General features: G+C 73.5%; 11 protein-coding genes. 1 reads left to right on the top strand and 10 read right to left on the bottom strand.

What is annotated here, in order from left to right:
- Nucleotides 1-31: 31 nt before the first annotated feature.
- The 3 genes from HCN08_RS25315 to HCN08_RS25325 all read right to left on the bottom strand — a co-directional run bounded on the left by HCN08_RS25315 (nucleotide 32) and on the right by HCN08_RS25325 (nucleotide 4,955).
- On the bottom strand, nucleotides 32-3,820 hold the full coding sequence (locus tag HCN08_RS25315; RefSeq protein WP_167985541.1) for an AAA family ATPase: 3,789 nt from the start codon (nucleotides 3,818-3,820) through the stop codon (nucleotides 32-34).
- Between the two features lie 259 nt (nucleotides 3,821-4,079).
- Nucleotides 4,080-4,280 carry a hypothetical protein gene (locus tag HCN08_RS25320; RefSeq protein ID WP_167985542.1) on the bottom strand — a complete coding sequence of 67 codons (201 nt, stop codon included), beginning with the start codon at nucleotides 4,278-4,280 and terminating at the stop codon, nucleotides 4,080-4,082.
- Between the two features lie 357 nt (nucleotides 4,281-4,637).
- A complete protein-coding gene (locus tag HCN08_RS25325) occupies nucleotides 4,638-4,955 on the bottom strand; it encodes an acylphosphatase (RefSeq protein WP_167985543.1) in 318 nt (105 codons plus the stop codon).
- Between the two features lie 145 nt (nucleotides 4,956-5,100).
- Here HCN08_RS25325 and HCN08_RS25330 point away from each other — a divergent pair, with 145 nt between their 5' ends.
- On the top strand, nucleotides 5,101-5,967 hold the full coding sequence (locus HCN08_RS25330) for a CAP domain-containing protein (protein WP_322974670.1): 867 nt from the start codon (nucleotides 5,101-5,103) through the stop codon (nucleotides 5,965-5,967).
- A 67-nt stretch (nucleotides 5,968-6,034) separates the two neighbouring features.
- Here the strand turns inward: HCN08_RS25330 and mutM are convergent, their stop codons facing one another.
- The 7 genes from mutM to rsmD form a co-directional block, all read right to left on the bottom strand.
- Nucleotides 6,035-6,895, bottom strand: coding sequence for a bifunctional DNA-formamidopyrimidine glycosylase/DNA-(apurinic or apyrimidinic site) lyase (gene mutM / locus HCN08_RS25335; protein ID WP_167985544.1), 861 nt, complete (start codon nucleotides 6,893-6,895; stop codon nucleotides 6,035-6,037).
- A gap of 28 nt (nucleotides 6,896-6,923) precedes the next feature.
- Nucleotides 6,924-7,742 carry a ribonuclease III gene (rnc, locus tag HCN08_RS25340; RefSeq protein ID WP_167985545.1) on the bottom strand — a complete coding sequence of 273 codons (819 nt, stop codon included), beginning with the start codon at nucleotides 7,740-7,742 and terminating at the stop codon, nucleotides 6,924-6,926.
- Between the two features lie 19 nt (nucleotides 7,743-7,761).
- Nucleotides 7,762-7,935, bottom strand: a complete 174-nt coding sequence (rpmF, locus tag HCN08_RS25345) for a 50S ribosomal protein L32 (RefSeq protein WP_073500419.1) — start codon at nucleotides 7,933-7,935, stop codon at nucleotides 7,762-7,764.
- Between the two features lie 2 nt (nucleotides 7,936-7,937).
- A complete protein-coding gene (locus tag HCN08_RS25350) occupies nucleotides 7,938-8,579 on the bottom strand; it encodes a YceD family protein (RefSeq protein WP_167985583.1) in 642 nt (213 codons plus the stop codon).
- A 164-nt stretch (nucleotides 8,580-8,743) separates the two neighbouring features.
- Nucleotides 8,744-9,976, bottom strand: coding sequence for an ATP synthase F0 subunit B (locus tag HCN08_RS25355; protein WP_167985546.1), 1,233 nt, complete (start codon nucleotides 9,974-9,976; stop codon nucleotides 8,744-8,746).
- Between the two features lie 10 nt (nucleotides 9,977-9,986).
- The gene (coaD, locus tag HCN08_RS25360) at nucleotides 9,987-10,466 is read right to left on the bottom strand and encodes a pantetheine-phosphate adenylyltransferase (RefSeq protein ID WP_167985547.1); all 480 of its coding nucleotides are present in this window, start codon (nucleotides 10,464-10,466) and stop codon (nucleotides 9,987-9,989) included.
- Between the two features lie 83 nt (nucleotides 10,467-10,549).
- Nucleotides 10,550-11,131 (bottom strand): 16S rRNA (guanine(966)-N(2))-methyltransferase RsmD, encoded by a 582-nt coding sequence (rsmD, locus tag HCN08_RS25365; RefSeq protein WP_167985548.1) that lies wholly within the window; start codon nucleotides 11,129-11,131, stop codon nucleotides 10,550-10,552.
- Nucleotides 11,132-11,136 lie beyond the last annotated feature (5 nt).

Consider the following 11,136-nt stretch of genomic DNA (forward strand, 5'->3'; position numbering starts at 1 on the left):
CCGTGTGCGGCCCACCACTCGAAGGGGGCCGTCAGGCGGTCTTCCGCTTGCCCTCCCGCAGCCGCTGGCTGATCACCTTGGAGACGCCGTCGCCTTGCATGGACACGCCGTAGAGCGCGTCGGCGACCTCCATCGTCCGCTTCTGGTGCGTGATGACGATGAGCTGGGAACTCTCCTGGAGCTCCTCCATGATCCGGATCAGCCGCTGCAGGTTGGTGTCGTCCAGCGCGGCCTCGACCTCGTCCATCACATAGAACGGACTGGGCCGTGCCTTGAAGATCGACACCAGCATCGCCACCGCGGTCAGCGAGCGCTCACCGCCCGACAGGAGCGACAACCGCTTGACCTTCTTCCCGGGCGGCCTGGCCTCAACCTCCACACCTGTGGTGAGCATGTTGTCCGGGTCTGTCAGGATCAGCCGGCCCTCGCCGCCGGGGAAGAGCCGGGAGAAGACGCCCTCGAACTCCCGGGCGGTGTCGTGGAAGGCGGCGGTGAAGACCTGCTCGACGCGCTCGTCGACGTCCTTGACCACCTGGAGCAGGTCGGCCCGGGTCTTGCGCAGGTCCTCCAGCTGCTCGGTGAGGAACTTGTGCCGCTCCTCCAGCGCGGCGAACTCCTCCAGCGCCAGCGGGTTGACCTTGCCGAGCTGGGTGTACGCCTTCTCCGCCGCCTTGAGCCGCTTCTCCTGCTCGCCGCGGACGTACGGGCGGGGGAGGTTGCGCGGGTCCTGCGGGTCCTCGGGCAGGATCTCGCCCTCGGCGGGCGGGGAGGGCGGCACGGGCTGGTCGGGGCCGTACTCGGCGACCAGGCCCGCCGGCTCCATGCCGTGGTCCTCCAGCGCCCTGGCCTCCAGCTGCTCGATGCGCAGCCGCTTCTCGGCGCCCAGCACCTCGCCCTTGTGGACGTCACCGGTGAGCCGGTCCAGCTCGCTCTTCAGGTCCCGGCCGCGGCGCCGCTCCTGGCCCAGCTCCGCCTCCCGCTCGGCCCTGGCCTGCTCGGCGGCCACCCGTTCGGCCTCGGCTCGGGCGAGTGAGACCTGGACGCAGTCCAGCAGGCCGCGGGCGCCGTCGCGGACGGCGGCGGCCACCGACGCCTCGTAGGCCAGGCGCAGCCGGCGGCGCTCGGCGCGGGCGCGGGACTCGCGCTCGGCGCGGGCGGCCCGGTCCAGGCCGTCGGCGCGGCCGGCCAGGCCCTTGACGCGCTCCTCGTGGGTACGCAGCTGGAGCCGGGCCTCCATCTCGGTCTGCCGGGCGTTGGCGCCGTCGGCGGCGAGCCGGTCGCGCACCGAGGTGTCGGGCTCCTCCTCGGCGGGTTCGGCCTCGGCCTCGCCGAGCCGGTAGGACAGCTCCTCGAACGCCTCGCGGGCGGCGGCCAGCGACTCCTCGCTGCGGCCGACCGCGGTCGCGGCCCGGTCCGCCTCGCCGCCGGCGGCCCTGGCCTGCCCGGCGAGCCGGCCCAGCTGCTGGGCGACGGAGGACTTGGCCTTCTCGGCGGCCCGGCGCCGCTGCCCCAGCTCGTCGACGGCCCGGGCGGCGGCGGACCGCCGCTCCTTGGCCCGCAGCTGACGCTCGGCCAGCTCGGCGCACTGCTCCGCCAGCCGCTCCAGCTCGGCGGTGGCCTCGTCGACCTGGGCCTGCACCTCCAGCAGGCTGGGCGCCTTGGCGCTGCCGCCGACCGCGGTGTGCGCGGCCAGCAGGTCGCCTTCGGCGGTGACGGCGGTGAGCCCGGGCCGGGCGGCGAGCAGCGCCTCGGCGTCGTCGAGGGAGTCGACGACCACGACGTCCCGCAGCAGCGTACGCACCGCGGGCGCGAGCTCGGGCCCGGCGGTGACCAGCTCGACGGCATACCGCGCCCCGGCGGGCAGCGCAGGGGCCGGCGCCATGGCCGGAGTCGCGGCCAGCACCTCGGCGGAGGCCGCCGCGTGGCCGGACGCGGGCGCGGAACCGGCCGCCGGGCCCTGCTCCAGGGCCGCCGCACGACCGGGCACAGGTCCCGCCCCCGGACCCTGCGCCCCGGCCGGCGCCTCCGCCGTGCCCGGGCGCGGGGCGGGCAGGTCCGGCGCCGCCGGCTCGGGTGCTCCGGCGAGCAGCAGGGCGGCGCGGCCGGCGTCCTCCTTGCGCAGCAGCCGCAGGGCCTCCACCGCCGCGCCCACCCCGCGTACGGCGACGGCGTCGGCGGCGGCGCCCAGGGCCGCGGCGAGCGGCACCTCGTAGCCGGCGGCCACCTTCAGCAGCGCCGCGGCCGGCCCGAGCACCCCGGCGAGCCCGCCGCCCGTACCGGCGCCGTCCGCGCCCGGCGCGCCGGCCAGCAGCGCCCCGCTGCCGTCCTTGCGGCGCAGCGCCGGCTCCAGGGCGTCGCGCCGGGCGGCGACCGCGGCCCGGCGGCGCTCGGCGGCGGTGGCGGCCTCCCGGGCGGCGCTGAAATCCTCGTCGGCGGCGGCCTGCTCGGCGCGGGCGGCCTCGAACCGCTCCTCCAGCTCGGAGTCGTCGGCGTCCAGGCCCTCGACCTGCGCGGCCAGTTCCTCGTACTCGCCCTGCGCGGTCTCGGCGCGCTCGCGGGCCTCGTCGCGGGCGGCGGTGAGCCGCTCTATCTCGGCCTCGGCGGCGGCGGTACGCGAGCGGGCGGCGTTGACCTGGCCGCTGAGCCGGGCCAGGCCCTCACGGCGGTCGGCGATGGCCCGGGCGGCGGTGCGCAGCCGGTTCTCCTCCTCGGTGAGCCGGCGCTCCAGCTCGGCGCGGTGGTCGACGGTGTCGTCGAGGGCGCGCTGCGCGGCCTCCAGCGCCTCGGACAGCTCGGCCTCCTGCTCGCGGATGCGGGCGGCCTCGCGCTCCATGTCCTCCGGGTCCCGGCCGCGCCGCTCCTCGGCGGGCTGGCTCGTGGCGTGCCGGTGCCGCTGCTCGGCGAGGCCGACGGTGCCGCGGACCCGTTCGGTGAGCTGGGAGAGGGCGTACCAGGTGGCCTGCGCCTCGTTGACCCGCGGGGTCAGCGCGCGGACCTGCTCCTCCAGCCGGGCCTCGCGCTGCACGGCGGCGGCCAGTTCCGCCTCGACGGCCTCCTTGCGCTCCTTGAGCGCGGCCTCGTCGGCGACCTCGGCGCGCAGCGCCTCGCGCAGGGTGACCAGGTCGTCGGCGAGCAGCCGCAGCCGGGCGTCGCGCAGGTCGGCCTGGATGACGGCGGCCCGGCGGGCGACCTGGGCCTGCCGGCCGAGCGGCTTGAGCTGGCGGCGCAGCTCGCCGGTGAGGTCGGTGACGCGCGCGAGGTTGGCCTGCATCGCGTCGAGCTTGCGCAGCGCCTTCTCCTTGCGCTTGCGGTGCTTCAGGACGCCGGCGGCCTCCTCGATGAAGGCCCGGCGGCCCATCGGGTCGGCGTGCAGGACGGAGTCCAGCTGGCCCTGGCCGACGATGACGTGCATCTCGCGGCCGATGCCGGAGTCCGACAGCAGGTCCTGGATGTCCAGCAGCCGGCAGGTGTCCCCGTTGATCTGGTACTCGCTGCCGCCGTTGCGGAACATGATCCGGGTGATCGTGACCTCGGCGTACTCGATCGGCAGGGCGCCGTCGGTGTTGTCGATGGTCAGCGACACCTCGGCGCGGCCCAGCGGCGGCCGGCCGGTGGTGCCGGCGAAGATGACGTCCTCCATCTTGCCGCCGCGCAGCGACTTGGCCCCCTGCTCGCCCATAACCCAGGACAGCGCGTCGACCACATTGGACTTGCCTGATCCGTTGGGGCCGACCACACAGGTGATTCCGGGTTCGAAGCGCAGCGTCGTCGCCGAGGCGAAGGACTTGAAGCCGCGCAACGTGAGGCTCTTGAGATGCACGCCCGCCGACTCTACTAGCCGCCCGCGGTTTCACCGCTGAATGTGCAGGGCACATCAGGGTTAAGAACCGTACGAGGCGGTGAAGAGCCGGCAAGCGTGGGTCTGCGCGAGGGTGACGACAAGGCCGCAGGGCCGCGGAGGGGGAGGGTGCCACGACGAAGGGACGCCGAAGCGTCCCTTGCGGTACTGCGAGTGCTGCGGTTACTGCGGCGATCCGAGAATGCTGCGATGCCGACGCTGCGATGCCGATCGAGCCGACTCAGGCGAGCACGGGCTCCGCGTGAGCGACGTCGATGCTGCGCAGCGACTCTTCGTGCGACGCGACAGTCAGGGCGTCGTTCTGGGCCTGCATCCTGACAAGCTCGGCTTCCAGGTCCTGAACGCGCTGCTGCAGCCTTCGCATCTCGGCGAGGAGTCGCGGGTCGGGACCGCCGACGTAACCGAGAAGCGCCTTTGCCATGATGAGTGGTCCTCCACGCTGAGTGACCGACCGAAAGCGGTACAGGTCGTGGGTGAGGGTGTATGAACCCGCGCGCTGTCATGCCGTGGTTCGCACTGAACATTCCATGGAGCCACGTCGCGCTGGGCTTCCAGCGTCTCACCAAATAAGTGGACGGTCAACACGATCACAGCCCAGTCGTCGGGTGCGCCTCAGAAAACACGGCAAAGACACGCCGTGGGCTGCCCGCGTGGGGAGCGAGATCATTCTCGTAGGGGGCAGCCTGACACGACATCCGCGATATGGCAACCGGTCGTCCGCGTCTCATGGCAAAGGCTCGGCCATCCGGGCGGCGGCAGCGCAGTGTGATCGTCGCGGTCAGCGGATCTCGAATCCGGCGTAGCCGCCGCGCGGCTCCGACCAGATCTCCGTCACCCCGTCGACTTTTCCGGGCGTGTCGGCGCCGTGCAGCCACGCCAGCAGCCGTTCGCAGTCGCCGCGCTCCCCCTCGGTGACGACCTGCACGCGCCCGTCGGCCAGGTTGCCCGCGTAGCCCGCCAGCCCGCCGATCTCCAGCGCGGTCGCCCGCGTCCACCAGCGGAAGCCCACGCCCTGCACCCGGCCGCGCACCCAGGCGGTCAGCCGGACGGGGCCGTGCGCGGCGGAGTCCTCGCGGGGGTCCAAAGGCTCGTGCATACGGCGACGGTACCGCGACGGTGTCCGGTCGCCGCGGCCCCGGTTGTGCCCGCGTCACGGCGCGGGCGGGCCGGATTCGCTACAGTCGCCCCCCAGCAGGACTTCACTCGAACGGGTGAGGCCGTCGGAGCATGGAGGAGCGCACGTGGGCCGACACAGCCGACAGGTGCAGCCGGCCGCGCCGCCGCAGCCCGCCGCGCCGCGCAGCCACCGCGGGCGCCGCAGGCACCACCCGGTGCGCACCGGGCTGCTGGCGACGTCCGCCGCGATGGCGGTGGGCGCGGTCGCCGCCTCCTCCGGGCTGCTGTCCGGCGTCACCGGCGGCTTCGGGCCGGACGACGGCACGGGCAACACGCAGGCCGACGGCCCGACCGGCCCCTCCCAGGACGGCAGCGACGCCCCCTCCCCGCTGAGCGGCACCGGCACCCCGCTGCCCGGCTCGGCCTCCCCGTCGGCCTCCGGTACGCCGAGCCCGGGCCCGAGTACGACCGCCACCCGTACGGCCTCCCCCACGCCGACCGCGACCCGCCCGAGCGCGACCGCGACGCCGACCCGTACCACCGCCGCGCCCACCACCCCGGTGCGCACCGCGACCCCGACCAAGGCGGCCCCGAGCACCCCGGCCGGCGATTCCCTGGCCTCGACCCGGGCGGCGATCCTGTCGCTGGTCAACGAGCAGCGAGCGACGGCCGGCTGCAAGCCGCTCACCGCCAGCTCCTCGCTCGACGGCCTCGCGCAGGCCTTCAGCGACGAGATGGCCGCCCGCGGCTTCTTCGACCACACCGACCCCGACGGCAACGACCCCTGGGACCGCGCCAAGGCCCGCGGCATCACCAACCTCGGCGGCGAGAACATAGCCCGCGGCCAGGCGACCGCGCAGGCGGTGATGGACGCCTGGATGAACAGCCCCGGCCACCGGGCGAACATACTGAACTGCGACTACACCACCCTCGGCGTCGGCATCCACTTCGGCACCGGCGGCCCCTGGTGGACCCAGGACTTCGGCTTCTGAGGCTTCTGAGGCTTCTGAGGCTTCTGGAGGTTCCGCGGCCTCCGTGGCCTTGCGAGCCGGTTCCGCGTCAGGGGCGCGGGGCGGGTTGGCAGCGGGGGCAGAAGTAGCTGGAGCGGTTCATCCAGGGGCGGCGGCGGATGGGGGTGCCGCAGCGGCGGCAGGGGCGGTCTTCCTGGCCGTAGGCGTCCAGGGAGCGGTCGAAGTAGCCGGACTCGCCGTTGACGTTGACGTACATGCTGTCGAAGCTCGTGCCGCCGGCGGCCAGCGCGTCGCCCATGACCTCGCGGATGTGCCGGACGAGTTCGGCGGTGCGCGGGCGGGTCAGGGTCGCGGTGGGGCGCTCGTAGTGGAGCTTGCTGCGCCACAGGGCCTCGTCGGCGTAGATGTTGCCGACGCCGCTGATCAGGCTCTGGTCCAGCAGGGCGCGTTTGACGGTGGTGCGCTTGCGGCGCAGCGCCGCGTGGAAGGCGTCCTCGTCGAACGCCGGGTCCAGCGGGTCGCGGGCGATGTGGGCGAGCGCCTGCGGCAGGTCCTCCGGGTCGCCCGGCACGGTGGGCTGCACCGACAGGCCGCCGAAGGTGCGCTGGTCGACGAAGCGCAGCTCGGTGCCGATCGCGTCGTCGAAGCCGAAGCGGATCCGCAGATGCGTCTCGTACGGGGCGGTGGCCGGCCGGACGAGGAACTGCCCGCTCATCCCGAGGTGCCCGACCAGGGCCGCGTCCGGCGCGACCGGGAGCCACAGGTACTTGCCCCTGCGGTGGGGCTCGCCCAGTTCCCGGCCGCGCAGGCTCGCGGCGAAGTCCTCGGGTCCGGCGGCGTGCCGCCGGACCGCTCGCGGATGCAGAACCTCCACCGTCTCCACGGTGCGCCCGGCGGCCCATCGGGCCAACCCGCGGCGCACCACCTCGACTTCGGGCAGCTCCGGCATGACGTCCTTCGGTGCGGTGCCGAGGGGGTCAGCCGGCGGCAGCGGTGGTCGTGGAGGAAGAGGAAGAAGAGGAAGAAGAGGTCGAGGAGGCGGAGGAAACCGAAGCGGGGGCGGAGGCCTTGCGGATGGAGCGCCATGCGGCCTCGGCCGCCTGCTGCTCGGCTTCCTTCTTGCTGCGGCCGGTGCCGGTGCCGTACTCGACACCACCGACGCGGGCGGCAGCCGTGAAGGTCTTCTCGTGGTCGGGACCGGCCTCCGAGACGACGTACTCGGGCACGCCGAGGCTCTCGCTCGCGGTGAGTTCCTGGAGGCTGGTCTTCCAGTCCAGGCCGGCACCGAGGTTCGAGGACTCCTCGATGAGCGGGTCGAAGAGCCGGTGGACCAGCTCCGAGGCCGCGTCGAGGCCGCAGTCGAGGTAGACGGCGCCGATGACCGCTTCGAGGGTGTCCGCGAGGATCGACGCCTTGTCCCGCCCGCCGGTGCCCTCTTCGCCGCGGCCCAGGCGGATGAACGCGCCGAGGTCCAGCCCGCGGCTGACGCCGGCCAGCGCCCGCGAGTTGACCACCGCGGCCCGCAGCTTGGCCAGCTGGCCTTCGGGCAGGTCGGGGTGGGTGCGGTAGAGGGTGTCCGTGACCACCAGGCCGAGCACGGAGTCCCCCAGGAACTCCAGCCGCTCGTTGGTGGGCAGCCCGCCGTTCTCGTACGCGTACGAGCGGTGGGTGAGCGCACGTACCAGAAGGGCGGGCTCGAGGTGGTACCCGAGCCGCCCTTCCAGAAGCGTGTGGGACGAGGCTGTCTGCGTCGTGGCGTCCGTCGCGGCCTGCTTGGGCGCTGAGGCGTCTGACATAAAGCCTGTCACCTGCCGATCAGACGTCGAGAACCTGACGGCGGTTGTAGGTGCCGCAGTTGGGGCACGCGATGTGCTGCAGCTTCGGCTCGTGGCAGCGCTCGCACGCCACCAGGCTCACGGGCGCAGCCTTCCACTGCGAACGGCGGTGACGCGTGTTGCTGCGCGACATCTTCCGCTTCGGAACAGCCACGGCTACTTCTCCTGGTCGTCATCGGGGCCGTCGCCGGCACCGTTTTGCTGGGTCGTCGGATCGGCGGGGTCGACCGCCAGATCCTGCAAGGCCGCCCACCGGATGTCGGTGACCTCGTGGTGGTGGTCCGGGTCGTCCGCGAGCCGCTCCCCGCATGTGGGGCACAGGCCCGGGCAGTCGTCCCGGCACACCGGCTGCATCGGCAGTGCGAGCACCACCGCGTCGCGCAGCACCGGTTCGAGGTCGAAGAGATCGTCCTCCAAGACCGGCGTGTCCTCGTCGTCCCCGTCCTCGGCGTCGTCACCGGCTTCGCCCCTGCGGGCGGTCCTGGTGTCGGCGTCGGGGTAGGAGAACATCTCCTGGAAGTCCGCTTCGAGCTCCTGCCCGAGCGGCTCCAGACACCTTACGCACTCCCCCGTGACGGTCGCCTCGGCGGTGCCGGTGACCAGCACGCCTTCCATGACCGACTCCAGGCGGAGGTCCAGCACGACGTCGGAGCCCTCGGGGACGCCGATGACGTCGGCGATGCCGAGGTCCTTGGGCGCCGGCACCGTGCGGGTGACCTTCTTCATCGCGCCAGGACGCCTCCCCAGCTCGTGCGTGTCGAACACGAGGGGGTTGCGGTGGTCTAGGCGGGTGTTCAGGGCTCCTGCTTTCCTCGGTCACGCCCGCCCGGTCGCTCATGGCGAGTGGGCAGGCAGAAGCGCCGGCGATTCACACGGCTGGAACTGACAGGATACTGGACGCGCCGCCCCCGCCCAAACGCGCGCCCGCGCCGGCCGCCGCCGCCCGCGGGCCGCGCACCACGTCAGCGGCCCTGCTCCAGCTCCCGCAGCCGGTCGAGGTCGATCATGCCGGTGTCGAAGAAGCTGGTCTCGTCCAGCGCCGCGGGCTGCGGCTGGTGCTGCGGCTGCTGGGGCTGGTGCTGCGGGTAGCCCTGGCCCTGCTGCTGGTACGGGATCTGCGGCGGGTACTGCTGCGGGTCGTACCCGGGCTGCTGCTGCCCGTAGTCGTAGCCGTCGGGCTCGGGCGCATAGCCCTGCTGCTCGTGCCCGTACGCCTGCTGGGGGGCGTACGGGTCGGCGTAGCCGGGCTGCGGGGCGTACTCCTGCGGGTAGCCGTCCTCCTGCGGGTAGCCGTCGCCGCCGTGCTCGGCGGCGGCGTAGCCCTGCTGGTAGGGCTGCTCCTGGCCGTAGCCGTAGCCGGTCTCCTGCGGGTCGGCGGGCGGCGCCGGGGGCTGCTGCGGCTGGTAGCCGTACTGCGAGAGGTCGGCCTGCTCGGCGGCGACCGGGGCGGCCAGGCCCGCGAGGTAGTCGGCGTCGGACTGCCGGTGGTGGGAGTCGGCGCCCTCGCCCTCGCGGTCGGCGGCGGCGATCTGCGCGGCCAGGTCGTCGATGGGGTTGTGGCCGGTGAGCTTGAGCCGGCCGCGGCCGACCGCCTCCAGGGTCTTGGTGAGGACCGCCTCGAAGGCGCCGAGCTTGGCGTCCACGTACTCGTCGGCGCGGCGGCGCAGCGTCTCGGGGTCGGAGCTGCGCTCGGGGGCCTCCGGGTCGTCCTCGGCGTAGCCCTGCCCGTCGTAGCCCTGGTCGTAGTCGGGGCTGCGGCCGAGCAGCTTCTCCCGGCCCCGGTCGACCGAGCCGATGGTCTTGGTGAGGACGACCTCGAAGTTGGCGAGCTTGCTGTCGACGTAGTCGTCGGCCTCGGCGCGGATCTCGTCGGCCTCGCGGCGGGCCTCGGCCAGGATGCGCTCGGCCTCGTCCTTGGACTGCCGCACCACGCCGGTCTCGGAGATCAGCGAGCCGCGCTCGGCGTGCGCCTGCTCGATGATGCGCTGCGCCTCGCCCCTGGCCTGCTCGACCATCTGCTCGCGGTCGCCCAGCAGGTCCTGGGCCTGGGCCAGCGAGTCGGGCAGGGCGGCGGACACCTCCTGGAGCAGGGCCAGCAGCTCGGCCCGGTTCACCACGCAGGAGGCCGACATCGGCATCGACCGGGCGTTCGCCACGGTGGCCGCGATCTCATCGAGCTTCTTCTGGACGTCCACGGCTCAGACTCTAGCGCTGCCGCAGCTTGGAGTTCAGCGCCTCCAGGACGGGGACGGGAACCAGGTGCGAGATGTCCCCGCCCCACTGGGCGACTTCCTTCACGAGCGAGGAGGACAGGAAGCTGTAGGCGGGGTTGGTGGGGACGAACAGCGTTTCCACGCCGGACAGCCCGATGTTCATCTGGGCCATCTGCAGCTCGTAGTCGAAGTCGCTGACGGCCCGCAGCCCCTTGACGATGGCGGGGATGTCGCGCTGCTTGCAGAAGTCGACCAGCAGCCCGTGGAAGGCCTCCACCTGGACGTTGTCCAGGTCGGCGGTGACCTGCTCGATGAGGGCGATGCGCTCCTCGACGGCGAACAGGCCCTGCTTGGACTTGTTGATCATGACGGCGACGTGCACGACGTCATACAGCCGGGACGCGCGGGCGATGATGTCGAGGTGTCCGTTGGTGACGGGGTCGAAGGACCCTGGACAGACTGCGCGGCGCATTGGTGGCTCCTCGCTCTGCGGACGGGGCGTTACCTGGGATCGGCCGGCGGGCCCGCGGGTGGGCGCGCGGCCGTTCCGCGGGCTCATGACCCGGCGGTAACTTCGGCGGCGCGACCGTACCAAAGAGTCGCCTCGCCGTAGCGCCGGGACCGCAGCTCCTCGAAGCCGGCCGGCCAGCCGAAAGCGCCGCCGCGGGTCCTGCGTTCCACGGTGACGAGTGTGCCGCCGGCGAGCCAGCCGCCGGCCGCGAGTGTGAGCAGGATCTCCCGCACCTCGCCGTCCGGGACGTCGTAGGGCGGGTCGAGGAAGACCACGTCGTACGGCCGCTCCGGCGGGGGCTGCGCGGCCACCTTCTCGGCCCGCCCGGCGCGCACCTCGACGCCCGGCAGGGCGACGGTACGGGCGTTGTCGCGGATGGCGCGCAGGGCGCGCGGGTCGGACTCGGCGAGCAGGACGTGCTCGGCGCCGCGGGAGAGCGCTTCGAGGCCGACCGCGCCCGAGCCGCCGTACAGGTCCAGGACGCGGGCGCCGGACAGGGTGCCGCGCAGCGACTCCAGGGTCGAGAACAAGCCCTCCTTGGCGCGGTCCGAGGTCGGGCGGGTGCCGGTGCCGGGCGGTACGGCCAGCCGCCGGCCGCCGGCCGCGCCGGCGATCACGCGGGTCATGTGCT

Source organism: Actinacidiphila epipremni (assembly GCF_012034175.1).
Classification (GTDB): Bacteria; Actinomycetota; Actinomycetes; order Streptomycetales; family Streptomycetaceae; genus Actinacidiphila; species Actinacidiphila epipremni.

Coding starts and splice junctions, on each gene's coding strand:
- mutM (WP_167985544.1), bottom strand. CDS start 6,895: ATGCCGGAGCTGCCCGAAGTCGAGGTGGTGCGCCGCGGGTTGGCCCGA.
- HCN08_RS25320 (WP_167985542.1), bottom strand. CDS start 4,280: ATGGCAAAGGCGCTTCTCGGTTACGTCGGCGGTCCCGACCCGCGACTC.
- HCN08_RS25325 (WP_167985543.1), bottom strand. CDS start 4,955: ATGCACGAGCCTTTGGACCCCCGCGAGGACTCCGCCGCGCACGGCCCC.
- rsmD (WP_167985548.1), bottom strand. CDS start 11,131: ATGACCCGCGTGATCGCCGGCGCGGCCGGCGGCCGGCGGCTGGCCGTA.
- coaD (WP_167985547.1), bottom strand. CDS start 10,466: ATGCGCCGCGCAGTCTGTCCAGGGTCCTTCGACCCCGTCACCAACGGA.
- rnc (WP_167985545.1), bottom strand. CDS start 7,742: ATGTCAGACGCCTCAGCGCCCAAGCAGGCCGCGACGGACGCCACGACG.